The sequence below is a fragment of the Streptomyces sp. TLI_185 genome (assembly GCF_003814765.1).
In the GTDB taxonomy this organism is placed as follows: Bacteria; Actinomycetota; Actinomycetes; order Streptomycetales; family Streptomycetaceae; genus Streptomyces.
In genome coordinates this window covers 8,164,225-8,189,675 of the sequence record NZ_RKRB01000001.1, presented here as the reverse complement: position 1 = coordinate 8,189,675, position 25,451 = coordinate 8,164,225, and the positions used below count along the sequence as shown (strand labels likewise).

The window sequence follows — 25,451 nt, the reverse complement described above, 5'->3', positions numbered from 1 at the left end:
GGTGAGCGATAGAGGGGCGGGTGCACCATGGACCAGGCGTCGCAGGACGGCACGACGGCTGTGTTGGAGCGGCGGCTGGGTGTCTTCGACGCTGTCGTCATCGGGCTCGGATCCATGATCGGGGCGGGGATCTTCGCTGCCCTGGCACCGGCGGCGCGTGCGGCGGGCTCGGGGCTGCTGGTGGGGTTGGCGATCGCGTCTGCGGTGGCGTACTGCAACGCCACGTCCTCGGCGCGGCTGGCGGCCCGATATCCGCAGTCCGGGGGGACGTATGTGTACGGCCGCGAGCGGCTGGGCGAGTTCTGGGGATACCTCGCCGGCTGGGGATTCGTGGTGGGCAAGACCGCGTCGTGTGCGGCGATGGCACTGACCGTGGGTTCCTATGTGTTGCCGGAGCAGGCCCATGCCGTTGCGGTGGCCGCTGTCGTGGCCCTGACCGCGGTCAATTACGTGGGTGTGCAGAAGGCGGCGTGGCTGACGCGGGCGATCGTCGCCGTGGTCCTTGCGGTGCTCGCGGCGGTCGTGGTCGCGTGCCTGACCTCCGCCGACGCTGGGTCGGGACGGCTGGCCATCGGCTCGGACGCCTCCGTCAGCGGGGTGCTGCAGGCGGCCGGTCTGTTGTTCTTCGCCTTCGCCGGGTACGCACGGATCGCCACCCTGGGCGAGGAGGTACGCGATCCCGCGCGGACCATTCCGCGGGCGATTCCCCTTGCCCTGGGCATCACCCTCGTCGTGTACGCGGCGGTGGCGGTGTCCGTACTGACCATCCTGGGCCCCGGCGGACTGGCCGGTGAGAACGCACCGCTGGCCGAGGCAGTGCGGCAGGCCGGGGTTCCGGGACTGGTTCCAGTGGTGCGTGTGGGCGCGGCAGTGGCCGCACTCGGGTCACTTCTCGCCCTGATCCTCGGCGTCTCACGCACCGCGCTGGCCATGTCCCGGGACCGTCATCTGCCCCATGCCCTGTCCGCCGTGCATCCCCGTTTCAAGGTCCCGCACCGCGCCGAACTCCTGGTCGGCACCGTCGTGGCGATCCTCGCCGCCACCACTGACGTACGCGGCGCCATCGGCTTCTCCTCCTTCGGCGTGCTCGCCTACTACGCCGTGGCCAACGCCTCCGCCTGGACGCTGACCGAGGAGGAGAACCGACCGCCGCGCCTCGTCCCCGTCGTGGGACTGGCCGGCTGCCTTCTGCTCGCCTTCACCCTGCCCGCCTCGTCCGTGGCCTGGGGCGCGGCCGTCCTGCTCCTCGGGGCTGCTGCCTATGGGGTGCGCCGTGGCATCACCGCGCGCGGGGAGTCGTAGAACCGCGACTCGCCCACGCTGTTCGCCCCTGGTCAGGAAGCGTCGTCGCCCAGGACCTCGCGGGCCAGTTCGGCGAGTGCCCTACGGTCCTCGGCCAGGGCCTGCCTGCCGACTTCGGTGGCCGTGTAGATACGGCGGGTTCGACCGTCCACGAGGCGCTGTTCCGAGGTGAGGAGACCTTCGGCTTCCAGCCGATGCAAGGTCGGATACAGCGTGCCGGGGCTGATGTCGTAGCCGTGGTGGGCGAGTTCTTCGGTCATCCAGGCACCGTGGATCTCGCCTTGGGCCGCGTGATGCAGGATGTGCAGCCGCACCGCGCCGCGTTGGAACTCCCGCACTCCGGCCACCTCCACGCCCCGACAGGCGGTCACGACACCGATATCGGCAATCGATCCTACGGGGCAGCAGGGCAGTGGCAGACGGGAGTCCGGACCGCCCTCAGCCGACTGTGGCCCTCCGGGAGACGTGACGGGCGATGCGCGTGGCGGCGAACTCGGTGCCGGCCACGAACCGCATCATCGGGCCGAACATCGGGGCGGCGAGTGACCCGGTGAAGTACAGGCCGGGTACCGAGGACTCAAGGCTCGCCGACAGGTGCGGTGCCCTCGAACCGCGCACGCACGCCACGGCGCCGCGGACCGTGGGCGACAGGAACGGCACCGCGTCCAGGTCGAGCCGGTAGCCGGTCGCCGCCAACACGTGATCGACGGTCATGGCCTCCGGCCCACCGGGCCCGGACAGTTCCAGGCGCACCCCCGCCTGATCCGCTTCGGCCCGTGTGACATGGCAGGACGTTCGGACCGGCACGATGCCCTCGACACGGTCCCGCAGCCACCATCCGCCCGACGGCCCCAACGCCCGGCGGAACAAAAGCAGGCGTGCAGCCGCAGGCATCCGCCGTACTCCTCCCGGCGCCCTGCAGACCGCAGCCAGAATCCAGCCCGTACCGAGCGGCGAGGCAGGTTTGGTCACCCGCTGGGTCCAGGGGCGGGCCAGGTCGGGCCTCATCCCCCACAGCACGCGCGGCTCCCGGACCAGGACCTGCGCCTCGGCACCGGCCTCGTGCAGCAGGGCGGCACTCTCCAGGGCCGACTGGCCGCCCCCGATCACGGCGACACGTTGACCGGCGTAGGGCGACAGGTCGGTGTGGTGGCTGGTGTGGGACACCAGGGCACCGTTCCCCGGCCCTTCCGGGGCAAGTCGCCGCAGCTCCGCGGGGATGTGGGCGAGACCGTTGAGACCGGTGGCCACCACCACGGCTGCCGCCGCGATCTCCTGCCCGTCGTCCAGGCGGACGCTGAAGCCCGAGCCCGGCGAAGCACGGTCGACGCCGACCACCCGGGCCGGGTCCACTTCGCCGACGTACTGCTTCTGGAACCACAGCCCGTAGCGCACGAACACATCACAGGGAATCGGCGTCAGCTCGGTCAGCTCCGGCTCACCGTGCAGGCTGCGGAAGTCCGCCAGCCGCCCACCCGGCCCGGGCGCCGAGAGATCGGTGGCGTCCGGGGTCGATTTCAGGAACATCCCGGTGGCCATGGCATGACGCCAACTGCCCATCGCGTCACCGAAGATACGGACCGGCACCCCCTCGGCCCGCAGATGCGCGGCCACCGACAGCCCGTACGGACCCGCGCCCACGATGACGACCGGAAGACCTCCGCGCCCGGTGAACACCCGCTCGCGGGCAGGGCGTTGCCCCGGAAGCGACTGCGTCATCCATCCCCCCGCTGGTCCCGACGCCACCTTCCCCAAAGCAGCGCGAACTTCGGGATGGCACGTCGGCATACCGCCGCCGCGCCTGTCCCCCCTCCGCGACTCAGTGTGACGTACCGCCCGGTATCGGTCGACGATATCGCCGCACGTTGTCCAAAACGTGGTCGAACCGTAGACCACGGATTGCCCGCCGATCCTCCGAGACCCCAGCAGGCCCAGGGGCGGGCGTCACGCCCAAGATTCCATCAATGCCATTTGATGTATTATGGGCGCCATGGCGCCTTCCGGCCAAGCCGCCCCGCAGTTCGTGCACCTGGCCGCTCACCCGGTGCGCTGGCGCCTGCTGACCGCACTCGCCGACAGCGACTACCGGGTACGCGAACTCGTGACACTCGTCGGCGAGCCGCAGAACCTGGTCTCCTACCACCTACGACTGCTGCGCAACAGCGGGCTGGTCACCGCGACCCGCAGCAGCTACGACGGCCGGGACAGCTACTACCACCTGGATCTGGAGCGCTGCGCGCAAGCGCTCTCCGACACCGGCGCCGCCCTGCACCCGAGACTGCGCACGGGAACGGTGCCACCACCAGGGCTCGCCACCGAGCCTTCGCGCCGTCCCTCCGTGCTGTTTCTGTGCACCGGCAACAGCGCCCGCTCACCGATCGCCGAAGCCCTGCTGGGCCACCGTGCCGCCGGTTTCGTCGAGGTCATCAGCGCCGGCAGTCACCCGAAATCCCGTCTGCACCCCAACGCCGTACGTGTACTGCGCGACGACTTCGGCATCGACATCGCCGACCGGCGACCGCGACATCTGAACACGGTGATCAGGCACCGGTTCGACCACGTGATCAGCCTGTGCGACAAGGTCCGGGAGGTCTGCCCGGAGTTTCCGGAACGCCCGCGCCGAGTGCACTGGAGCGTCCCCGACCCGGCCACCGCCGGCGACACCGACCGGGCGGGCTACCCCGCCTTCCAGCGCACAGCGGCCGACATCGACACCCGCATCCGTTACCTGCTGCCCATCCTCGCCCAGACACAGGAGGCCCAGCCGTGACGACCACCGACCAACTCGCCAGTGTCCGCTACATCGTTGACGACGTCCAAGCCGCCATCGACTTCTACACGACCCACCTCGGCTTCACGCTGCGCACCAGCGCAGCACCCGCCTTCGCCGACGTCACGCGCGGGCCGCTGCGGCTGCTGCTCTCCGGCGCGGCCAGCTCCGGCGCCCGGGCCACCCCTGGCGACGCCGCCACCGCGGGCCGCAACCGCATCCATCTGATCGTCGACAACCTCGACAGCACCATCGACCAACTGCGCGCCGCCGGACTGACCTTCCGCAGCGACGTCGTCTCCGGCCCAGGTGGACGCCAGGTCCTCATCGCCGACCCTGCCGGCAACCTCATCGAACTGTTCCAGCCCGCCCGCGCCTAGGCCGCAATCAAACCGGTCCTGGCGAGCCCTCTCGCCTCGCCATCGAACGACATGACCGATGCCGAGGGCTGTGTGCTCGCCGCCCGCGGCGGGCTACCGCGTCAGCGTCGCCTGTATGTCGCCGACCCGCCCAGCCCTGCCTCGTGGCTCGTCTCGCTCCTGTCGGGCGTTCCTTCCGCGCAGCCGTCGTCCCGGACCTGGGCTTTGTGGAAGCCAAGCCGACGGCCATTGCGCTGCGGTGGTGCTGTCGCGGGGGTCAAGGGGGCCCCGACGGAGGTACCGGGTCCACAAGGTCGCCGGAACCATCGCGGCCGCGATGGAAGCCCAGCAGCACCGGCAGCGCGGACATCGCCCCGTCCCGTGCCGGGCCACGTACCAGACGTCGGTGAGACCTCGTCACACCTGCGGTGTCGAAGCCGCCGGGACCTGCGGAGGAACGTCGTCGCCGGGTGTCTCCGCGCCGACCGGTGCCCGCAGGCTGCCGTAACGCTCCATGCGCTGCCACCGCAGCCGTGAGCCCGCCACCGCGGTGAAGACGGACTGGATGACCACCAGGTACATCAACTGCCGGTAGACGAATTGCTGCAGCGGCAGGCTCCACAGCGGGCCCGGGCGTTCTCCGTCCAGGCGAAACGCGTACAGGCCCATCAGGAGTTGCAGGAGCAGGAAGGCGAGCCACAGGGCCGTGACCCGGAGCGGGTCGAGGAAGACCAGGCCGTAGAGGGCGAAGACGTCGACGACGGGCGCGAGCAGGGGCAGCAGGACCTGGAAGAGGAGGAGGTAGCCCAGACCCCGGCGGCCGAGTTTGCCCGCGGCGCCGCGCTGCGTGAGTGCGGCGCGGTGCTTCCACATCGCCTGCAGGGTGCCGTAGCACCAGCGGTATCGCTGCCGCCACAGGGCGCTCAGGGACGCGGGCGCCTCGGTCCAGGCCACCGCGCGCTCCTCGTACACCACGCGCCAGCCGGCCCGGCACAGCGCCATGGTGAGGTCGGTGTCCTCGGCGAGGGTGACGTCGCTGACGCCGCCGAGGGCGAGCAGCGCCCGGCGGCGGAAGGCGCCGACCGCGCCGGGCACGGTCGGCATGCACTCGGCGAGGTCGAACAGGCGGCGGTCGAGGTTGAAGCCGACCACGTACTCGATGTGCTGCCAACGGCCGAGGAGGCCACCGCGGTTGACGACCTTCGCGTTGCCGGAGACGGCGCCGACCCGGGGGTCGGCGAAGGGCTGCACGATGGTGCGGACAGCGTCGGGTTCGAAGACCGTGTCGCCGTCGACCATGACCACCAGGTCGCAGCCGGCAGCCGCGAGACCGGTGTTGAGTGCGGCCGGCTTGCCTGCGTTCCGCTGCCGGATCACCCGCACCCCGGGCAGGCGGAGGGATTCCACCAGGTCGGCGGTGCCGTCGGTGGAGCCGTCGTCCACCACGATGATCTCGACCGGATGGTCCGAGGCGACCAGGGACCGTACGGCCGCCTCGATGCCGGCGCTCTCGTTGTACGCGGGGACGATGACGCTGACCCGTTCGGTCACCGCGGGCCCCCAGGTCCTGCCCCGGCGCCTCTTCCGCTGCCGCCGGTGCCGGCGCGCCGCGAACAGCACGACCGCCGCGCGCAGCACGCTGACCGCTCCGGCCACGTACATCAGCACGCCCAGCAGCCACACGGTTTGGTCGCCGGCCCGCAACAGCCCGATAAGGGCCATTCCCTGCAGACGGTCGCTCAGCCCGGCGCGCTGGACGGGGCCGGCCATGCCGACCGCGGCACCGACCGTGGCGAACCGGAAGCCCTGTGCCTTGAGCCGGGGGATCAGCGTGCTCAGCGCGGCAACGGTCTGGGAGCGGTCGCCGCCGCCGTCGTGCATCAGCAGGATCTGCCCGGCGTGGCCGCGCGGTGTCGCGTTCGCCAGGACGCGATCCGTACCGGGGCGCTGCCAGTCCTGCGCGTCCTGGGTGGAGAGCACCGTGACGTACCCGTCCGCGTCGGCCTGTTTCAGGACGGACCAGTCGGCGTCGTCCAGCGCGTCGTTCCCGGAGGAGTAGGGCGGTCTGAGCAGTGCGGTGGTGACCCCGGTCGCGCCGGTCACGGCGAGCTGGGTCTCGCGCAGTTCGAGGGAACGCTGCCACGGGGCGAGGCGGGCCAGGTCGGGGTGGGTGAAGGTGTGGATGCCGATCTGGTGGCCGTCGGCGACGATCCGGCGGACCAGTTCGGGGTGGGCCACGACCTCGGTGCCCACGACGAAGAAGGTCGCCTGCACATGGTTGCGGCGCAGCACGTCGAGGATGCGCGGTGTCCAGACGGGGTCGGGGCCGTCGTCGAAGGTGAGGGCGATGGTACGGCCCTTCGGGCGGGCGGTGTGCGGGGACGTGGCGGCGTTCGCGATCACGGGGCCGCCCTGGGTCACCCGGCTGGGCACCGCCTGGTCACGGCCACGGGGGCCGGTCACGTCGTCCGAGGTGATCCGGAACATGTGGTGCGTGTAGCCCTGAAGCAGGAGAGCCGCCGCCAGGGTCACCACGAGCACGCACAGCAGCAGCCAGTGGGTACGGGGGGTGACCTGGCGGGTACGGCCGCGCGTGCGGGGCGGGGCGGCGCGGTGTCGGCGATCGGTCACGTCAGGGCCTTGGATCACTTCGCGGGTCTGTGGGACGAGGCGATGCCGTGCCCCTTGGTGGCGTGCGCGACGGTCGGGGCCGCGGTGGGACCGGCGGTGGCGTCGGCGGTCGGGGAGGTGGTGCCGGTCGGCGTCGCGGTGGGCTCGGACGTGGCCGAGGAGGCGGTCGACTGCCCGGCCGCGGCACGGGAGTTCCCGTCCGCCGCGCCGGAGGTCGCGTCCTTTGCCGCGGGGCCGGCACCGGACGGGGAGTCGGGGGCGGTCGCGCTGGGCGTGGTCGGGTGCGGGGTGTCCGGTGACGGGACGAACGGGGCGCTGATCGTGGGGCCGCCCAGCATCGTGCTGATCAGCAGGGCGACATAGCCGCCGGTGGGGATCAGCAGCAGCCGTGCGGTGCGTCGTACCCGGCGCTGGCGGCGGCCCGAGGCATCCACGAAGACGGGGCGCGCCGGATCGTTCTCCGGCGTGTCCCGGTCGGGCACGGGACGGCCGGACGGCTCCAGGTCCGGGGGCAGAACGGTGATGACGTCACCGTATGGAGAGTTCCACTCCGTCGTGGCGAGGGGGTCCTGCCCGGTTCCTGGATGCGGCATGCCGGTGATCCAGGGCTCCGGCTCCATGGCGGCGAAATCACCTGCCGGGGGCGTCCACCGGGCGAGGTGTGCGGGGTCCCAAGAGAACGTGGCCGTGTCGGTGGTGATGCCACCACCGGCCTCGTGACCGTAGGCATACGCGTCCCCGGCACCGCCGTACGGATCCTCGCCGTATGCTCCACCGCTCTTGTCCGTCCACTGCACGAGTCGTGCCCCCTGTCCTGGCTGACCGACACGGTCGTCCGCATGGAAAGAGCGCGGCGGGCCGAAACTGTTACACCTCCCACCTCAGGCAGTCACGCAATCCCCTTCGGATCACCACATTCACCTCTTCGGACAGCCGCCCTCACACCTCGGACCGCCACTTCACCACCGCGTCTCCGCGGTCCGCCGTGTGCGTGTAGAACGCCCTCAGTTCCTGGTGGGCCGCGGCGAACGCACACCACGTCTCGGGCTCCGCGGTCACACCCCCGTAGCGGGGCAGCAGGGCCTCCCGGGCGGCTTCCCACAGCGCGTCGAAGTCGGCCGTCGCCAGGAACCCCGCCACCCGACGGGCCTGGGCCGCCGTCAGCACCAGCAGCGGCGGCTTGTGCCGGTCGGCACGGAACACGGGCCGGCCGCCGAGGACCACCTGGGCCTGGGGCCGGTCCCCGGGACCGTGCGGAAGAGCGTCGGCGTAGAGGTGCTCCTGGTCCAGGCAACGCCTGTCCAGCACCTCCTCGCAGTTCACGCCGACCCGGTGCCGGAGGGTCTCCGGGCCGCTTGCGAACAGCCGTTCCAGCCAGGCCGGACTGTTGCGCAGCGCCGGGGCCGGCACCGCTCGCAGACAGAGGTACGCACTCATGCCAGGTGTAGCGCAACGGGGCGCCGAAGCATCACGCGGCCGGGCGGGCCGGTGGACAGATCGGGCGCTGACCTCGCCCGTCCCACCGTGCCCGGAGGAGCCCGCCCGAGCGGGGCGGCCGCGGCGCGGTGGGGGCCGTGACCCGCGTGCGACCCTCTGCGGCCGGTCCGACAGGCACACGGGGCAGCCGGAATCCTGTGCGCCGACCGGGACCCTTGCAGCCCCGACCTCTCCGTACCGCTCACGGGGGGAGACACGAACGGCACGGAGAGGGGCCCGGGGCGGGCTGCGGCGCCGGCGTCGGGGGACGGTCGCCTCCGCCCATGGCGGTACCGAGCCCGGCCTACTCCTCCAGCGCGCGGCCTTCGGGAAACGTCACCCGGCCCGGACAGTGCCGGTCGGGCCCCGATCCCGCACCGCACACCGAATCCAGTGGCCGGGCACAGGCGGCAGAGTGAAGGGCTCGTGGGACGTTGTGACACTTCTGTGAGAACACACGCTGGTCACCATGGGGCCGTCGACGCGACCGGAGCACGACGGACGGTGTGGACTCAGCTGTGATCGGCGCGAACGAGGGCAATCTTGGGCCAGGTACGGCAACCCCGGCGCGTACAGGCGTACGACGGGGAACTGGGCGCGGCGGTCGCGCGGGCCCAGGACGGCGACGAGGCCGCCTTCGCGGTCGCCTACCGGATCGTGCAGCCGCGCCTGCTCGGCTACCTCCATGGCATCGTCGGCGACGACGCGGAGGACGTGGCATCCGACGCCTGGCTGGAGATAGCCCGCGACATCAGACGTTTCAAGGGCGACGGGCCCGGCTTCCGCGGTTGGACCGCGACCATCGCCCGGCACCGGGCACTGGACCATCTGCGCCGCCGGCGCGTGCGTCCCCAGGCAGGCGGGACCGACCAGGATGTGCTGCACCTGGCCGGCCCGCACAACACCCACGAGCAGGCCCTGGAGTCCCTCTCCACCGAGTGGGCCCTGGAACTGGTCCGTGGCCTGCCGCGGGACCAGGCCGAGGCCGTGCTCCTGCGGGTCGTCGTCGGCCTGGACAGTCCCGCCGCCGCACGAGTCCTGGGCAAGCGCCCGGGAGCGGTGCGCTCGGCCGCCCACCGGGGCCTGAAACGCCTCGCCTCTCAGCTGGGCATCGGCGGCGAGGCGGAGACGGGTGTGACGGATGAGACTCCCCGCACGCTGGGGGAGTCGAAATGAACGACGGTTGTGCACTTATCGACGGAAAGTCATCAGATCCAGCACACCGAACCAAACGGTCGGACAAGAACGGAAAAGGGCATGGGTGAGCGGCTGAGCGGCGAGGGAGTACCGGGCCGTCAGCATGTGCAGTCCGGTGGTGTCCTGTCCGGCCGTACGGGCGTGCGTGACACGGACGCGCTGGAATCGGTCCTTGCCGCCGCGATACGCGCCGCCGATCTCGCGCCCGGGGCCGAGCAGCAGGCCGTGGCCGCCTTCCGGGCCGCCCACGCCGCGGGCGCGCACCCGGCGCGCACCCGGCGCCGGGACGACTGGCGACCGGCGGCGCAGCGGCGGGCCGGACGCCCTCTGAAGCTGACGTGCGGCGTGGCGTTCGCCTGTCTCGCCCTGGGTGGTGGGGCGGTCGCGGCCATCGGTTCCGCCGGCTCCTCCACCGACGGCGGCCCGGTCACCACGCACCCCTCGGCGGTCGCCCCGGACCGGCCGGGCGGCGCGGGCTCGTCGCCGTCCGCCGGCAGCGCACGGTCGGCGGACGGACCCGACCCTGCCCAGGACACCGAAGCCCACTGCCGCGCCTACGAGCAGGTCCAGGGCCACGGAAAGGCGCTCGACGCGACAGCCTGGCAGCAACTCGTCGCGGCCGCCGGGAGCGAGGACAAGGTCGACGCCTACTGCTCCGAGCAGCTGGCCGCCTCGACGGCAACACCGAGCAGGTCGACCGCGGGCAAGTCCAGCAAGGCTGCCGCGGACTCCGACGGCACCTCCGGCAACGGCACGTTCGGAAACGGCCAGGCGAACGCCGGCCAGGACAACGGCAAGGGCAGGTAGCCCCCGCTCGGGCAGGCAGGGGCCCGAGGAACACACCCGGTTCGCCTCCGCCCGGCACCTTGCCTCCTGGGCCGGGGGTGGCCCGGCGACGGTGGTTGTAGGGGTACCTGCCTCAGGTTGGGGTATTCAGACGCCGGCCTGGTCCAGGGCACTCTGCAGGGACTGCTTGTAGCCCGCGCTGGTGTATGTGGCGCCGGACACCGTGTCGATGTGCGCGCTCTGCACTTGCAGCGTCTCCTGGTTGAGCTTGGGGACGGCCGTCGAGTTGATGTCCTTGCTCCGCGCCGTCTCGTCGGGAGACTGCACGGCGGCCGCCCCGGTGATCCTGCTGCCCGTGAGGGTGATCCGCACCTGGACCGGACCGTACTTCGTCTGGGCCGTGGCCCCGGTCACGCTGCGGCTGGTGGGTGCGGCAGAGGTGGTCTTCGGCGCGGAGGGGGCACTGCTGGTTCTTGTGGGGGCGGCCGACCGCGACACGCTCGGGGAAGAAGCGGTGCGCTTCTTCTCGGGTGTCTTCGACGGCGAGGCCGATGCGGATGGGGAGTGCGAGGTCGCGGACGGGGAGGTGGACGCGGACGCCTGCGCTGTGATCGTCGGCGTGGGAGTGTCGGCCTTGGCCAGTGCCGGGTCCGTGGTCGGCTTGAGCGCGAGCAGCAGCACGATGCCGGAGACGGTGCCGGCGGTGGCCAGCAGCGCATGGCGGAACGGGTGCCTTTTCCTCATGGGAGTTCCAGCGCATCAGGAGTACGGGGCGTCACAGCAGCGCCTCAGAACTCGAAGGACTCGTGGTGGATGCGGCGGTGCGGAACGCCGGCCTCGCGGAGGGCGGCGTACGACTCCTCGGCAAGCCCGGGCGGCCCGCACAGGTACACATCGTGACGCGCGATGTCCGGCAGGATCCTGCGCAGCATCTTGGCGGTGATCGCGGGTCGTCGCCCGTCCGGGCTGTTGACCGCGTACAGCAGCTGGGCGTCGCGTTCGTCGGCGATCTCCTCCAGCTCGTCCCGCAGCGCCAGCTCCTCGGCCGTGCGTGCCCGGTAGAGCAGCGTCAGGTCTCCAGGTGCGCCAGGGAGCGTCTCGAACAGGGCTCGAAGCGGCGTGATGCCTGCCCCGCCCGCGAGCAGCAGTACCTTGCCTCGGCTGCGGCGGCCGGCGGTCATCGCCCCGTACGGGCCTTCCGCCCACACGCGCGTGCCGGGCCGCAGCCCGGCCAGCGCCGCGCTGTGTCCGCCGACGGCCTTGACCGTGATCCGCAGCAGGTCGGGGCGGGGCGGCGCGGACAGCGAGTACGGGTTGGCGCTCCACCGCAGCCCCTTGGTGAGAAACCGCCAGCGGAAGAACTGCCCCGCCTCGGCGCCCAACCGGTGCAGCCGCCGGCCCCGGATCAGCACGGAGACCACCCCCGGCGCCTCCTGCACCACCGACTCGACCCGCATGCGGTGCCGGAGGTTGAGCCGCACCGGGGTGAACACGCGGTACCACAGCAGGAGGGCGCCGACCGTGATGTACAGGGCGTACCAGGCCGTACGGGCTGCGGGGTGGCCGGCGAACTCGTTGCCCGTGGCGAGTTGGTGCCAGAAGGCGAGGTAGACCGCCGCGTACGTGAGCAGGTGCAGGTAGTACCAGAACTCGTAGCGCATACGGCGCCGTACGGCACCTGCGGACACGAAGCCGGCGAAGAACAGCAGCAGCGTGCCGACGGCCGCTTCGATCATCCTCGGGTAGTCGGTGACGACGGAGACCGTCTGCGCCACGACGCCCGTGTTCGCCTGCAGCGCGTATCCGTACAGGATCAGCACGACGTGGGCGAGGGTCAGGGTCAGCGCGTAGCGGCCGCTTCTCGCGTGCCAGCGCACCACGCGGTCGGACCCGACCCGACGCTCGAGGGCCGGGACGCGCGCCATCTGGGCGATCACCAGAGCGATCACATAGCCGGCCAGCAGTCCGGTGATCCGGCCGGCGTTGACCAGCCGGTCGGCGGTGGTCGCGGCGACGGCGGGGGTGTTGTGCCACCACAACCACAGCACGGCGGCCGCACCCGTCCAGCCGAGCACCAGCAGCGGTGCCGCGGGAGACCGCCGGGGCCGGATCCGGCGCATGGCCTGCCGTCTTCCTGCCCGGCTGTGCTGGATCGCCGTCACAAGGCTGTTCTTCCTTCGCCGACTTCGGTGCCCCGGCACCGTACACCGGTCGAGTGGCTGAAAACAGTCGGCGAAGACAGGGTGCACCCTCCAGGAAATCCGCCTCCGGGGAGGGCGCCTGTGGGCCCACTTCCCCTTAACCACCTCGTCCAGCGCACCACAGCGGCCGACTGTCACACCCTTCGGGGCACAGTGGCCGCCCGCCCGTTTCGGACACACCCGCTGCCTCACTCGTGGCTACACTCGCCGCCCATGCAACAGCTCGGCCGGAAGACAAACCAGCAGATAACGCACGCCCCTTCACCAGGTGCCGACACCTTCGACAACCCCGTGAAGAGCACGTGGAGTACCACCCCGCTCGCCGCTGTCCGCACCGTCAGGCCGACGTCTCCCGTCGGTTCACGCGGCCTCCGGCACCAGCTCGACACACCTGTCCGCACCACACTCGGAGCACTTGCAGGCGGCCTCAACTCCCGCCGCACAGCTGCCGATTCAGCTGTGATTAAGGTCACTCCGGGGAGCGTGGTGTGAGTCGCTCGGCACGACGCCGGCACGCCCGTTCCCGCGAGCCCCGCGGTCACTGGCGGCTGCTGGCCCTGACACTCTCCGTCGTCTTCGCCGCCCTGCTCTTCGAGGGCTGGACCATCCATGAGGTCGACGCCGCCAAGTCGCGCATCCCCTGCACGAGGCCCGCGCCCAAGGCCGTCGGCGAGAGCGGTCCGGTGCTGCGCCGTGTCAGCGGGGACGACGTCGTGTCCTCGGCCATGCCCGCACACACCGTCGCGCTCACCTTCGACGGTGGTCCCGATCCCGTCTGGACCCCGCGCCTCCTGGACCTGCTGCGCAAGCACCATGCGCACGCGACCTTCTTCCTGTTCGGCGCGCAGGCGGCCCGCCACCCGGAACTGGTACGCCGGATCCTCGCCGAGGGCCACGAGATCGGCTCGAACACCTACACCGGGGCCGACCTCGGTTCCTCCTCGCGCGTGCGCACCGCGATGGAGCTGACCCTCACCCAGAAGACCCTCGCCGGCACGGCGGGCATCCGCACCAGCCTGCTGCGGATGCCGCTGACCACCCAGGTGGACACGCTGTGCGGCGCCGAGTGGACGGCGGCCCGGCGCGCCTCCGCCGACGGGTATGTGCTGGTCTCCGCGAACCGTCCGGACCGCGACCCGGCGTACGGCATGGTCCGCCAGTTCAGCCAGACGGACCTGGCGTACCAGGAGACGAAGGCCCTGCTCGGCAACCGGCACGCCCGCCGGTTCACCACCGTGACGGACGCGCTCGGCATGCCCTCGGCCGACACCCGGGTGTCCACCGCCCAACGCTGGCAGGGTAGGGCGCTGATCTGGACCACGGCCGCCGGCCACGCGTTCACGAACGCCATGACCTGGGTGCTGCTCGCGCTGGGTGTACTGGGCGTGCTGCGGCTTGTGATGCTGACAGTGTTCGCCCGCGCCCACGTCCGGCGCCTGACCCGCCTACGCCCCGGCGCACCCTGGCTGCGGGAGGTCAACGCACCCGTGACGGTGCTCGTACCGGCGTACAACGAGGAGGCCGGCATCGAGTCCACCGTCCACTCCCTGCTCGCGTCCACGCACCCGTACCTCGAGGTCATCGTGATCGACGACGGCTCGACGGACCAGACTGCGGACCTCGCCACCTGGATCAACGACCCCCGGGTGCGGGTGATCCGACAGCCCAACTCGGGCAAGGCCGCGGCACTCAACACCGGCCTGGGGTACGCCTCGTACGACATCGTCGTGATGGTCGACGCCGACACGGTCTTCGAGCCCGACGCGATCCGCCGGCTCATCCAGCCCCTCGCACACCCCGCCGTCGGCGCCGTCAGCGGCAACACGAAGGTCGGCAACCGGCGCGGGCTGCTGGGCAGATGGCAGCACCTGGAGTACGTCTTCGGCTTCAACCTCGACCGGCGGATGTTCGAGGTGCTGGAGTGCATGCCGACGGTCCCCGGCGCCATCGGCGCCTTCCGCCGGGACGCGCTGCTGGGGGTCGGCGGAGTCAGCGAGGACACCCTCGCCGAGGACACCGACCTCACGATGGCGCTGTGGCGGGCCGGCTGGCGGGTGGTCTATGAGGAGTCGGCGGTCGCCTGGACCGAAGTGCCCACCTCACTGCGGCAGTTGTGGCGGCAGCGCTACCGCTGGTGCTACGGCACGCTCCAGGCGATGTGGAAGCACCGCGCAGCCCTCCTCGAAGTGGGCCCGTCCGGACGCTTCGCCCGCCGCGGACTGACGTATCTGACGCTCTTCCAGGTGGTCCTGCCCCTGATCGCCCCGGTCGTCGACCTCTTCGCGCTGTACGGAGTCCTCTTCCAGGACCATGTGCAGTCGCTGGGGGTGTGGTTCGCCTTCCTCGCCGTCCAACTGCTGTGCGCCGCTTACGCGTTGCGCCTGGACGGCGAGAGGCTGCGAACCCTGTGGTCGATGCCGTTCCAGCTCTTCGTCTACCGGCAGCTGATGTACCTGGTCGTCATCCAGTCCGTGTTCGCCCTCCTGGGCGGCACCCGGCTGAAGTGGCACCGCATGCAGCGTTCCGGTACGGCCGCCACGGAGCAGCTGAGACAGCCGGTCGCCGCACGGGAGTTGTCGTCGAGGTGATCAGGGGGTGGAACCCATGAACGACTGGAACGGAAACACGCAGGCGCCCCGAGTGATCACGGGACAGGTCATCGCACACACGGAACAGGTACAGACGGAACAGATACGGCCGTCCGAGGAACATGCCCCGAGCCCGTACGAGGTGCGGCCCGGCGGTGGTCACACCCACAGCACGCGACCGCCTTGGGTGCGCCCCAGCCGGCGGCGCCGTATCGCACGCCTGCTGGCACTCCTGCTCTGCGCGCTGCTCCTCGCCTGCGGCGGCACGTACGCCTGGGCCGACTTCGAGCTCGACCGGGCGGTCGACCTCGGCAAGGTAGCGGACCGTCCGCCGCAGGGGACCGGGACCACGTATCTCATCGTGGGCTCCGACAGCCGTGACGGCCTGTCCGAGCAGGCCAGGAAGGATCTGCACGCCGGCGGGGGCGGCGGCGGCCGCACCGACTCGATGATGCTCCTGCACACCGGTGCCCACGGCACCACGCTGGTGAGTCTGCCGCGCGACTCCTGGGTGACCCTCCCGCCGTACCTCGACCCGGAGACCGGCCGGCGGCACCGCCCGGCGAAGAACAAGCTGAACGCGGCCTACTCTCTGGGCGGCGCCGAACTGCTGGTGCGGACCATCGAGTTCAACACGGGCGTCCGCATCGACCACTACGCGGAGATCGGCTTCGGCGGCTTCGTCGGTGTCGTGGACGCCGTCGGCGGCGTCGACATGTGCGTCGACCGGAACATCAAGGACGAGAAGTCGGGCCTCGACCTGACGAAGGGCTGCCACACCCTGGACGGCGCCCAGGCGCTCGCGTTCGTCCGCCAGCGGCACCAGGAGGCCCAGGGCGACCTGGGGCGCAGCAGGAACCAGCAGAAGTTCCTCGCCGCGCTGGCTCACAAGGCGGCCACACCGGACACCGCACTCGACCCGTTCCGGGCCTACCCCCTGCTGGACTCGACGCTCAACACCCTGGTGGTGGACAAGGACATGCAACTGCGCACCCTCGTCTCGCTGTTCCAGGCGATGCGAAGCGTCTCCTCCGGCGGCGGCAGGCAGCTCAGCGTCCCCGTGACCGGCCCCGGAATCAGCACGTCCGAGGGCGACGCCGTGCAGTGGGACGCGGCGAAGGCGAAGAAGCTCTTCGGCGAACTGCGGGACGACCGGCTGACGCAGTGACACCTACGGCCCCTCGTCCGATGAGTTATGTGTGGGGCTGGTGTTACTCACGATGTATTTGATGCAGATGATGCAGGTGATGTGACGACCTTCACCACGATGCAGCAGAAAGTGATGAATTCCTTACGCAATCGGCGCGTAAGGGACTGCAAGCAGGCCAACGCGACCTTGGAGGTTCTCGAGTGCGACCGTTCACCCTCAACTACGCCTTCCCCAGCGGGCTGACGACCGTGGTGACGCCGTACCACTTCGACGCCTCGCGTCAGTTGAACGTGCTGCCCGACGGCCGCCCGGCCGTCACCGACCGGGCACTCCTCCTCGCGGCCGGCACGACGACGTCGACCGCGGGTTCCCAGACGCACTTCGACGACTGAAGATCCGTGACCGCATGACCGTACTGATCCTCACGTCCGAGGAGGACGTCACCGCGGACATGGTGGTGGCCAGGCTGCACGAGACGGGGACCCCCGTACTGCGTCTGGACCCCGCCGACCTGCCCGGCAAGGCCGTACTGTCCGCCGAGTACGCGCACGGCGACTTCACCGGCCACCTCTCGGTGAACGGGCACGTACTGAGCATGAGCGGCCTGCGCTCCATATGGGTGCGCAGGCCCGGCGAACCGGCGGCGCACGCGGCGCACCCCTCGCAGTGGCTGACCGCCGAGACCCGTCAGGCCCTGTTCGGCATGCTGCACTCCGCTCCCGCTCGGTGGATGAACCACCCGGGCAACGCGGACCGGGCCCGCCTGAAGCCATGGCAGTTGAGGGTCGCCCACCTCAGCGGCTTCGCCGTGCCGCCGACCGTGTTCACGACATCACCGCGCCTGGCGCGGGAGTTCGCCGAGGACCACCGGGACGTGGTGGTGAAGTCCGCCTCGGGGCCGCCGCCCGGTGAACCCGGCGTGGCCCTGCCCACGACGCTCATCGGCCCCGACGCGGACTTCTCCGCCGTCGCGGCCGGTCCGGCGCTGCTGCAGCGGTACGTGCCCAAGCGTGCCGACATCCGGCTGACCTGCGTGGGCGCACGGTTGTTCGCCGCGCGGAAGACGGCCGATCCGGGCCAGGTCGACGGGCGCTACGGCGACACAGAGCACGCCTGGGAGCCGGTCACCGTGCCCGAACGCATCGCGGGCACGGTGCGCGAGTACGTCCGCCTCGCCGGCCTGGCGTACGCCGCCTTCGACTTCGCCGAGGACGAGGACGGCGTGTGGTGGTTCCTGGAGTGCAACCAGGGCGGCCAGTTCGGCTTCGTCGAACTGGAGACCGCACAGCCGATCTCCGCGGCGGTCGCCCAGTGGCTGGCACACCGCACGGCGGACCGCCGGATCCTCAAGAACGCTGATTGAACACCGCGATCAGCCGGCATCTACGGGAAGAGCAGGAGCTTGCCACTGGCCACGCTGGTACGCGTCGCCGGGTCGAGATGGCGGGTGGAGGAGACCTTCCGGGCCGGAAAGGGCCTCGTCGGATGGGCCGAGCACCAGGTTCGCCGTTTCACCTCGTGGTCCCGCTCAGCTGCAACGAGATCCACGGTGGTTCACGGCGTTCGTAGTCAGGCCCGTGCGCGACGCGGCCCACCGGCTCGGCTGGTCCGTATGGCAACGCCGGCATCAGGCCCGAGGCCGGCGCGGTGGGCGTCCATCACGCGCGCCCGCCTCCTCTGCCTCGTCTCCGTTGGGCGACACCCACGCGTGGATGAAAGGAGCGGCTTCCGTTACCTGCGCCGGGTGGGGGTCTCGGAGGGTTCCGGGCCGGAGGCGTTCACCGAGGTGCGGCCGGGTTTGTGGACGTGGCGGGGTACGACGTCCTGGGGGAAGGTCAGCTGCTGGTTCATCCACTTCAGGGTGGCCGGCATCTCGCGTACCCAGGTGGGGAAGTTGTGGCTGCCGTTCTCGGGCAGGATCGACGCCACGCGCATGGGTGCCTTGACGGCCTTGATGAACGCCAGGGTCTGCGGGTAGCCCTTCTCGCCGTGTTTGCTGTCCGCGACCAGGACGGAGACCTGCGGCACGGGCAGGTGCTTGAGCCGCCACATCAGGTCGTGCCCGTTGATCCGGTTGACCCGGCCCAGCCCGCTGCCGAAGAGGTTGCCGGTCGTAGGGTCGTCCTTGACCTTGTAGTCGGGTGAGAGGGCGCCCGCCGTCGTGTACACGTGCGGGTTGCGCATGGTCAGCTGCAGGGCGCAGCTGCCGCCGGAGGAGTAGCCCATCACTCCCCAGGCGCTGGCGTCGTGGCCCACCCGGTAGCTGGCCTTCAGGGCGTCGGGCAGGTCCTTGGCCAGGAAGGTCTCGGTCTGCGGTCCGCCCGGCACGTTCACGCACTCGGTGTCGCGCGGCGGAGCGATGGTGGGCCGGATCATCACCATGATGGTCGGCTGCATCTGGCCGCTCTTTTGCAGCTGTCCGGCGGTCTGGGACACCCGCAGGTACTGCGCGAGGTTGAAGATGCTGCCCGGGTAGCCGCTGAGCGCGACGATCACCGGGAAGCGCTGGCGGTGGTAGGCCTTTTGGAAGTACTGCGGCGGCAGATACACGAACGCCGGGTCGACCACGCCGGTGCGCCGGCCGATCACCTTCACGGACTCCACCCGCCCGTTGACCGCCGCCGGGCCGGTGGGCAGACCACTGACCCGGCTCAACTGCTCATCGCCGGCGGGCTGTATCAGGGCGCCCTTGACGGAGACACCCGTCATGCCCCCGCCGTCGTTGGTGCCGCCCGCCTGCGTGACGCCGACGGGAGCGGTGTCGACGCTGCCGAACAACTCCCCCCACGAGCCGAAGAACTGATACGAGGAGTTCAGCCAGCACGCGAACGCCGCGATGATCGTCACCTGGGTCACCCCGACGGCCGCCAGCCGTCCCAGCACCTGCCCCACACTCTGCCGGGCCAGCCGTGGCCACAGCCAGACCAACAGCGCCACACAAACAGCGGCCACCACCGCCATCACGTACACAGTCGTCTCGCTGGTCAAACCCATGCCACTCAGTCCCCGGTTTCCTTGCCCGTGGTCATTCCATCACCCAGAAGGAGGGCTGCGGACCCTTCCGCGTTCCCCAAGAAACGCTAATGGGACAAAGCCCCGGGCCCTTCCTTGTTTCCACGGAAGGGCCCGTCATACGACCTCAGCAGCCGTCAGCCGTTCGGAGGGACCTGCGGTATGTGACGCAATCCTCATACGCCGGGAGCAGGCCCTGTGCCTCTGCCTCGGCGAGTGTCGGTGCCTGCTCGTCCTTGGGGGAGAGCAGCGGTTCGATGCCGGCGGGCCATTCGATGGCGAGGTCCGGGTCGAGCGGGTGGATGCCGTGCTCGCGTTCGGGGGCGTAGCCCTCGGAGCAGAGGTAGACCACCGTCGCGTCGTCGGTCAGGGCGAAGAAGGCGTGACCGAGGCCCTCCGACAGATAGACGGCGTGATGGCTCTCGTCGTCGAGCCGGACGGCCTCCCACTGCTTGTAGGTCGGGGAGCCGACGCGGATGTCGACGATGACGTCGATGACCGCGCCGCGCACGCACTTGACGTACTTGGCCTGGCTCGGCGGAACATCCGCGAAGTGAATACCCCGCAGCGTGCCCCGCTTGGAGACGGAACAGTTGGCCTGCGCGAGGGTGAGGTCCTGGCCCGTGGCATCGCGGAACTCGGCGCCGCGGAACCACTCGTGGAAGCTGCCGCGGTCGTCGGGGAAGACCTTGGGCTCCAGCACCCAAGCACCCTCAATTCCCAGTGGTCGCACGTATTGATCCTTGCCTCGCGTGGTTCGGTTACTTCTTCAGGGCTCGACGGAGCTTGCCCGCGGCGCGGCGCAGCAGCGTCGGCTCCGCGGGGCGGGCGGCGGGCTTGCGCCGCGCGGGGTCCTTGGCTGCCAGGTCGGCGGCAGCGGCCGCGAGCGGCTTGACCACGGCACCACCACTCGCGGAGACATCGAGCGCCAGCGGGAGTGCCACCGGCTTGCCGCCTCCGGTCGAGGGCACGGTCAGCTCCAGCCGCCACTGGCCGTCCGCCAGCTCACCGAGCGGAAGGCCGGCGCTCAGCTCGGCCTTGTCTGCGCCGCGGGCGGTCAGCGTGGCCGTGAGGTCGACCGAACGGCCCGCCGAGGCGCTCGTCAGCTTCAGGGCTGCCTCGCTCTCGCCCTGGACGTGGAAGGGCAGGGCAACAGCGATGCGGCCGGGGTCCGTTGTCACCGTGACGTCGGCGGCGGTGAGACCGGCGAACTCGTAGGAGATCCGGTTGGTCTTCTGGCCCACGTCGAGCGAGAGGTTGCCGTGCGGATCGGTCCAGTACGGCAACACCAGCCGCGCCGGGGAGCCGACAACGGCAGCACGCCGCCCGCGCCCGGCCTCCTCGCCGCGCACGGAACCCAGGCGGGTCTCCTTGGTCCAGCCGCAGGAACTGATGCGGATGAGGACATCCCAGATCCCCGCATCCAGTCCCGCACCGTTCGCCGCCGACAGCGGGTCGACCTCGGCGGTGGCCCGCAGCACCTGCCGGAAATAACCCTCCCGGCCCGCCACCGCGACCTTCTCCCGGGTCAGCTCGACGGGCTGGAAGAACTCCGCCGCCGTCGCGCGCTCCCGCACCACCAGGTCCACCTTGGACTTGCCCAACGGGGCGGACGTGTCCGCGCCCAGCAGCGCGATGGCGTCCAGGCTGGTCTTCGGCAACGGCGGAACGAGCAGATCCTTGTCACCCTCGGCCCGGAAAGCGATCGGCTCACCACCCGACCTGTACTCGGCGGTGAAACCGATCGACAGCCCACCGTCCTGCCAGCCCAGGCTCTCCAGTGCGCCGGAGGGCTTGATCCCGGACTCCCACCGGGCGAACTCCTCGACGTCGGCGAGCCGGTTCGCCGCGATCAGACCCGCGACGATCTGCTGCGTGGGCTGCATGCCCGCGGCGACACCGGGCCCGAAGCGCTCGACGACCACCTTGTGGATCTCGTCGAACAGCTCCTGACGGTAGTCCTCCGGCAGCTTCAGCAGCCGCTGACCACGCATCCGCTCGACCATCTCGTTGCGCAGCCAGCGGCGAAAAAGCCGGTCCCGCAGCGGACCCGGCTCGGTCAGCTCCTCGACGACATCCAGGGCCTCACGCAGGTTCTTGAAATAGCCGACCGGGTCGAAACGCTGGAAGCCCGCGTTGGAGGCATCCTCCCGCTTGACGTGGTAATAGCACAGATAGTCACTGAGCACGGCGACGTTCTCGGCCCGCAGATAGGCCTCGGTGACAAAGACGTGGTCCTCCAGACGGCGGCGCCCCTCCATGTAGCGGAGGTTGTGCTTGTCCAGGAAGGCCTTGCGGAACATCTTGTGCGGGGTGAGGCTGTCGATCAGCGGGGCATTCTCGACGTTCGCGTGCGGCCGGTTCTTGCGGAACAGCTCCAGCGGGACCGGACGCCCCTTACCGGCCATCTTGCCGACGATCACATCGGCGCCGTTCTCCACACCGTAGTCGTACATCCGTTCCAGAGCCTCGTCGCCCAGCCAGTCATCGTTGTCCACGAACTGGATGAACTCACCCCGGGCAGCCTCGATACCCACGTTGCGCGGCTTGCCCGACCACCCCGACCCCTCCTGGTGAATGACGTGCATATGCGGATACTCCGCAGCCAGCCGGTCCAGGCGCCCGGGCGTCTCATCCGTGGAACCGTCATTGACGAAGATCGCTTCATACTCGTCGTCCGGCAGACTCTGACGCAGAAGAGAGGCGATGCAGTCCTCGATGTACTTGCCCGGGTTGTAGACCGGGATGACCACACTCACCTTGATCGGCATGCGCCTTCTTCCGCCTCGGTTGCCGGGAGCCACGGCGCCACCTCCCGGCGAGCGACGCCGCTCGGTAAGCGCTCGGCGAAGATTAGAGACAGCAGGTAAGCCGCGGTTATGAGAAAGGATAGCGCTTGGTGTAAATCGACCAAAAAAGCACTCGGAATGTGCTCTGGGACTGTGCCGGACCACACGGTACGTCGTTTAACAGGACCCCCAACTAGAATCCCGCCTCATGAAGGCTCTCGTTCTCTCTGGTGGCTCGGGCACACGTCTCCGCCCCATTACCCACACATCGGCCAAGCAGCTGGTGCCCGTCGCCAACAAGCCCGTGCTGTTCTACGGGCTGGAGGCCATCGCCGACGCCGGCATCACGGATGTCGGGATCATCGTCGGCGACACCGCCGAAGAGATCCGCGAAGCCGTGGGTGACGGCTCGAAGCTCGGCATCAACGTCACCTACATCCCCCAGGACAAGCCGCTCGGCCTCGCCCACGCGGTACTCATCGCCCGCGACTTCCTCGGCGACGACGACTTCGTCATGTACCTCGGCGACAACTTCATCGTCGGCGGCATCACCGGCCTGGTCGACGAGTTCCGCACCGAACACCCCGACGCCCAGATCCTGCTCACCCGGGTGCCCAACCCGACCTCGTTCGGTGTCGCCGAACTCGACGCGAGCGGCCGCGTCAAGGGCCTGGAGGAGAAGCCCAAACAGCCCAAGAGCGACCTCGCCCTGGTCGGCGTGTACCTCTTCACCCCCGCCATCCACGAGGCCGTCCGCAGCATCGAGCCCTCCTGGCGCGGCGAACTGGAGATCACCCACGCCATCCAGTGGCTGATCGACCAGCGCAAGGACGTCCGCTCGACGACCATCTCCGGCTACTGGAAAGACACCGGGAACGTCGCCGACATGCTCGAGGTCAACCGCTCCGTCCTGGAATCCCTCGAGCCGGGCATCGAGGGCACCGTCGACGCCTCCAGCGAGATCATCGGCCGCGTGCGCATCGACGCCGGCGCCCAGGTCCGCGGCTCACGCATCGTCGGCCCCGCCGTCATCGGCCCCGGCTCCGTGATCAGCGACTCCTACATCGGCCCCTTCACCTCCATCTCCGAGGACTGCCGCATCGACGACAGCGAGGTCGAGTACTCCATCGTCCTGCGCGAGTCCTCCATCACCGGCGTGCGGCGCATCGAGGCCTCCCTCATCGGCCGCAACGTCCAGGTCACCCCCGCGCCCCGCAACCCCGCAGCCCACCGATTCGTCCTCGGCGACCACAGCAAGGTACAGATCTCCTCATGACCACGAGAATCCTGGTGACCGGCGGAGCCGGCTTCATCGGCTCCCACTACGTCCGTACCCTGCTCGGCCCCCAGGGCCCCGGCGACGTGGCGATCACCGTCCTGGACAAGCTCACCTACGCCGGCAACCTTGCCAACCTCGACGAGGTACAGGGCCACCCCGGCTTCGCCTTCGTCCAGGGCGACATCTGCGACCCCGACCTGGTCGGCAAGCTGATGGCCGAACACGACCAGGTGGTCCACTTCGCCGCCGAGTCCCACGTCGACCGCTCCATCGACGGCGGCGCCGAGTTCGTCCGCACCAACGTGGTCGGCACCCACACCCTCATCGACGCCGCCCACCGGACCGGCATCAAGACCTTCGTGCACATCTCCACCGACGAGGTCTACGGCTCCATCGACGAAGGCTCCTGGCCCGAGACCCACCCGCTGCAGCCCAACTCGCCCTACTCCTCGGCGAAGGCGTCCAGCGACCTGATCGCGCTGTCCTACCACCGCACCCACGGCCTCGACGTGCGCGTGACCCGCTGCTCCAACAACTACGGGCACCACCACTTCCCCGAGAAGGTCATCCCGCTGTTCGTGACCAACCTTCTCGACGGCAAGAAGGTCCCGCTCTACGGCGACGGCGGCAACATCCGCGACTGGCTGCACATCGACGACCACGTCCAGGGCATCGAGCTCGTGCGCACCAAGGGCCGCCCCGGCGAGGTCTACAACATCGGCGGCGGCACCGAACTGTCCAACAAGGAACTCACCGGCCTCCTGCTGAAGGCCTGCGGCGCCGACTGGGACACCAGCGTCGAGTACGTGGAAGACCGCAAGGGCCACGACCGCCGCTACTCCGTCGACTGCACCAAGATCCGCGAAGAACTCGGCTACCAGCCCCAAAAGAGCTTCGAGCAAGGCCTCGCCGAGACCGTGCAGTGGTACCGCGACAACCGCGCCTGGTGGGAGCCCCTCAAGGAGCGGGCCGCGCTGTGACCGACAACCGCACCTGGCTGATCACGGGCGCGGGCGGCATGCTGGGCCAGGACGTCCTGGCCCAGCTGGACCGGGCGGGGAAGCGGTATGTCGCCCTCGACCGCAAGGCGCTGGACCTCACCGACGCCGACGCCGTCACCGCCGCGGTCACCGAGCACCGGCCCGCCGTCGTCGTCAACTGCGCCGCCTGGACCGCCGTCGACGACGCCGAGACCCGTGAGAACGAGGCCCTGCGCATCAACGGCGACGGTCCCCGGAACCTGGCCGCGGCCTGCGCCCGCACCGGGGCCGTGCTGCTGCACGTCTCCACGGACTACGTCTTCGCCGGCGACGCAGACAAGCCGTACGCCGAGGACGCCCCCACCGCCCCCCGCAGCGCCTATGGCCGCACGAAGCTGGCCGGAGAGAAGGCGGTCCTCGGAATCGAGCGCGGGTACGTCGTCCGCACCGCCTGGCTCTACGGCGCCGGCGGCCCCAACTTCGTCCGTACGATGATCAAGCTGGAGGGCGTCAAGGACACCCTCGACGTCGTCGACGACCAGCGCGGCCAGCCCACCTGGACCCTCGACCTCGCCGACCGGCTGGTCCGCCTCGGACACGCCGCACTGACGGGCACCGCCCCCGCCGGGATCTACCACGCCACCAGCGGCGGCGAAACCACCTGGCACGGCCTCACCCAGGAGATCTTCCGCCTCCTCGGCGCCGACCCCGACCGGGTCCGCCCCACCACCAGCGCCGCCTACGTCCGCCCGGCCCCCCGGCCGGCGTACAGCGTCCTCGGCCACGACCGATGGGCGGCCGCCGGGATCGAGCCGATCCGCGACTGGCGCCAGGCCCTGCACGAAGCATTCCCGGCACTGCTGGCAGCCGAACGACCGTAAACCGACATACAACTCCCTTTGAAACGGGCAGGGTTGGCCGAATCCTTCGC

At 70.3% G+C, this 25,451-nt stretch carries 22 protein-coding genes and 1 pseudogene; 13 read left to right on the top strand and 10 right to left on the bottom strand.

Annotated elements, in window-relative coordinates; all coding sequences use genetic code 11:
- Nucleotides 1–27 precede the first annotated feature (27 nt).
- Nucleotides 28–1,302, top strand: coding sequence for an APC family permease (locus EDD92_RS37665; protein ID WP_123968436.1), 1,275 nt, complete (start codon nucleotides 28–30; stop codon nucleotides 1,300–1,302).
- Between the two features lie 32 nt (nucleotides 1,303–1,334).
- Here the strand turns inward: EDD92_RS37665 and EDD92_RS37660 are convergent, their stop codons facing one another.
- Together EDD92_RS37660 and EDD92_RS37655 are read right to left on the bottom strand one after the other, a co-directional pair.
- The gene (locus EDD92_RS37660) at nucleotides 1,335–1,673 is read right to left on the bottom strand and encodes a PadR family transcriptional regulator (protein WP_260327028.1); all 339 of its coding nucleotides are present in this window, start codon (nucleotides 1,671–1,673) and stop codon (nucleotides 1,335–1,337) included.
- A gap of 67 nt (nucleotides 1,674–1,740) precedes the next feature.
- Nucleotides 1,741–3,021, bottom strand: a complete 1,281-nt coding sequence (locus tag EDD92_RS37655; protein ID WP_123968435.1) for an FAD-dependent oxidoreductase — start codon at nucleotides 3,019–3,021, stop codon at nucleotides 1,741–1,743.
- A gap of 271 nt (nucleotides 3,022–3,292) precedes the next feature.
- On the opposite strand from EDD92_RS37655, the gene EDD92_RS37650 reads away from it, so the two are divergent.
- Nucleotides 3,293–4,072 carry an ArsR family transcriptional regulator gene (locus EDD92_RS37650; RefSeq protein WP_123968434.1) on the top strand — a complete coding sequence of 260 codons (780 nt, stop codon included), beginning with the start codon at nucleotides 3,293–3,295 and terminating at the stop codon, nucleotides 4,070–4,072.
- Nucleotides 4,069–4,452 carry a VOC family protein gene (locus tag EDD92_RS37645; RefSeq protein ID WP_123968433.1) on the top strand — a complete coding sequence of 128 codons (384 nt, stop codon included), beginning with the start codon at nucleotides 4,069–4,071 and terminating at the stop codon, nucleotides 4,450–4,452. The genes EDD92_RS37650 and EDD92_RS37645 overlap by 4 nt, the downstream gene beginning before the upstream one ends.
- A 396-nt stretch (nucleotides 4,453–4,848) precedes the next feature.
- Here the strand turns inward: EDD92_RS37645 and EDD92_RS37640 are convergent, their stop codons facing one another.
- The 3 genes from EDD92_RS37640 to EDD92_RS37630 form a co-directional block, all read right to left on the bottom strand.
- The gene (locus EDD92_RS37640) at nucleotides 4,849–7,062 is read right to left on the bottom strand and encodes a bifunctional polysaccharide deacetylase/glycosyltransferase family 2 protein (RefSeq protein WP_260327026.1); all 2,214 of its coding nucleotides are present in this window, start codon (nucleotides 7,060–7,062) and stop codon (nucleotides 4,849–4,851) included.
- Between the two features lie 14 nt (nucleotides 7,063–7,076).
- Nucleotides 7,077–7,859, bottom strand: coding sequence for a hypothetical protein (locus EDD92_RS37635; RefSeq protein ID WP_123968431.1), 783 nt, complete (start codon nucleotides 7,857–7,859; stop codon nucleotides 7,077–7,079).
- 142 nt (nucleotides 7,860–8,001) lie between these two features.
- Nucleotides 8,002–8,499 carry a DUF1877 family protein gene (locus EDD92_RS37630; RefSeq protein ID WP_123968430.1) on the bottom strand — a complete coding sequence of 166 codons (498 nt, stop codon included), beginning with the start codon at nucleotides 8,497–8,499 and terminating at the stop codon, nucleotides 8,002–8,004.
- 582 nt (nucleotides 8,500–9,081) lie between these two features.
- Between EDD92_RS37630 and EDD92_RS37625 the strand changes: the two genes are divergently transcribed.
- Together EDD92_RS37625 and EDD92_RS37620 are read left to right on the top strand one after the other, a co-directional pair.
- A complete protein-coding gene (locus EDD92_RS37625) occupies nucleotides 9,082–9,714 on the top strand; it encodes an RNA polymerase sigma factor (RefSeq protein ID WP_123968429.1) in 633 nt (210 codons plus the stop codon).
- A gap of 81 nt (nucleotides 9,715–9,795) precedes the next feature.
- Entirely contained in the window at nucleotides 9,796–10,542 is a 747-nt protein-coding gene (locus EDD92_RS37620; RefSeq protein WP_123968428.1) for a hypothetical protein, read from the top strand.
- Nucleotides 10,543–10,668: 126 nt separating this feature from the next.
- Here EDD92_RS37620 and EDD92_RS37615 read toward each other — a convergent pair whose 3' ends face one another.
- Together EDD92_RS37615 and EDD92_RS37610 are read right to left on the bottom strand one after the other, a co-directional pair.
- Nucleotides 10,669–11,265, bottom strand: coding sequence for an FMN-binding protein (locus EDD92_RS37615; protein ID WP_185124247.1), 597 nt, complete (start codon nucleotides 11,263–11,265; stop codon nucleotides 10,669–10,671).
- A gap of 44 nt (nucleotides 11,266–11,309) precedes the next feature.
- On the bottom strand, nucleotides 11,310–12,641 hold the full coding sequence (locus EDD92_RS37610) for a ferric reductase-like transmembrane domain-containing protein (RefSeq protein ID WP_123968427.1): 1,332 nt from the start codon (nucleotides 12,639–12,641) through the stop codon (nucleotides 11,310–11,312).
- Nucleotides 12,642–13,210: 569 nt separating this feature from the next.
- Here EDD92_RS37610 and EDD92_RS37605 point away from each other — a divergent pair.
- The 5 genes and pseudogenes from EDD92_RS37605 to EDD92_RS51590 form a co-directional block, all read left to right on the top strand.
- Nucleotides 13,211–15,310 (top strand): bifunctional polysaccharide deacetylase/glycosyltransferase family 2 protein, encoded by a 2,100-nt coding sequence (locus EDD92_RS37605; protein WP_123968426.1) that lies wholly within the window; start codon nucleotides 13,211–13,213, stop codon nucleotides 15,308–15,310.
- Nucleotides 15,311–15,326: 16 nt separating this feature from the next.
- Complete coding sequence (locus EDD92_RS37600; RefSeq protein WP_123968425.1) at nucleotides 15,327–16,478, top strand: LCP family protein; 1,152 nt, start codon at nucleotides 15,327–15,329, stop codon at nucleotides 16,476–16,478.
- A 182-nt stretch (nucleotides 16,479–16,660) separates the two neighbouring features.
- A complete protein-coding gene (gene tgmA / locus EDD92_RS37595) occupies nucleotides 16,661–16,852 on the top strand; it encodes a putative ATP-grasp-modified RiPP (RefSeq protein WP_123968424.1) in 192 nt (63 codons plus the stop codon).
- A gap of 14 nt (nucleotides 16,853–16,866) precedes the next feature.
- On the top strand, nucleotides 16,867–17,823 hold the full coding sequence (tgmB, locus tag EDD92_RS37590) for an ATP-grasp ribosomal peptide maturase (protein ID WP_123968423.1): 957 nt from the start codon (nucleotides 16,867–16,869) through the stop codon (nucleotides 17,821–17,823).
- A gap of 36 nt (nucleotides 17,824–17,859) precedes the next feature.
- A pseudogene (locus EDD92_RS51590) lies at nucleotides 17,860–18,103 on the top strand (IS701 family transposase); the annotation flags it as partial.
- An 88-nt stretch (nucleotides 18,104–18,191) separates the two neighbouring features.
- Here EDD92_RS51590 and EDD92_RS37580 read toward each other — a convergent pair.
- From EDD92_RS37580 to EDD92_RS37570, 3 genes are all read right to left on the bottom strand, one after another.
- On the bottom strand, nucleotides 18,192–19,454 hold the full coding sequence (locus tag EDD92_RS37580) for an esterase family protein (RefSeq protein ID WP_123968422.1): 1,263 nt from the start codon (nucleotides 19,452–19,454) through the stop codon (nucleotides 18,192–18,194).
- Between the two features lie 145 nt (nucleotides 19,455–19,599).
- Nucleotides 19,600–20,205 carry a dTDP-4-dehydrorhamnose 3,5-epimerase gene (gene rfbC / locus EDD92_RS37575; RefSeq protein ID WP_123968421.1) on the bottom strand — a complete coding sequence of 202 codons (606 nt, stop codon included), beginning with the start codon at nucleotides 20,203–20,205 and terminating at the stop codon, nucleotides 19,600–19,602.
- A 28-nt stretch (nucleotides 20,206–20,233) separates the two neighbouring features.
- Entirely contained in the window at nucleotides 20,234–22,243 is a 2,010-nt protein-coding gene (locus tag EDD92_RS37570) for a glycosyltransferase (RefSeq protein WP_123968420.1), read from the bottom strand.
- A gap of 226 nt (nucleotides 22,244–22,469) precedes the next feature.
- Here EDD92_RS37570 and EDD92_RS37565 point away from each other — a divergent pair, with 226 nt between their 5' ends.
- From EDD92_RS37565 to rfbD, 3 genes are read left to right on the top strand one after another with little or no spacing between them, the layout of a single operon-like run.
- Nucleotides 22,470–23,537 (top strand): glucose-1-phosphate thymidylyltransferase, encoded by a 1,068-nt coding sequence (locus EDD92_RS37565; protein WP_123968240.1) that lies wholly within the window; start codon nucleotides 22,470–22,472, stop codon nucleotides 23,535–23,537.
- Nucleotides 23,534–24,520, top strand: a complete 987-nt coding sequence (gene rfbB / locus EDD92_RS37560) for a dTDP-glucose 4,6-dehydratase (RefSeq protein WP_123968239.1) — start codon at nucleotides 23,534–23,536, stop codon at nucleotides 24,518–24,520. The genes EDD92_RS37565 and rfbB overlap by 4 nt, the downstream gene beginning before the upstream one ends.
- The gene (gene rfbD, locus EDD92_RS37555; RefSeq protein WP_123968238.1) at nucleotides 24,517–25,401 is read left to right on the top strand and encodes a dTDP-4-dehydrorhamnose reductase; all 885 of its coding nucleotides are present in this window, start codon (nucleotides 24,517–24,519) and stop codon (nucleotides 25,399–25,401) included. The genes rfbB and rfbD overlap by 4 nt, the downstream gene beginning before the upstream one ends.
- Nucleotides 25,402–25,451: the final 50 nt, after the last annotated feature.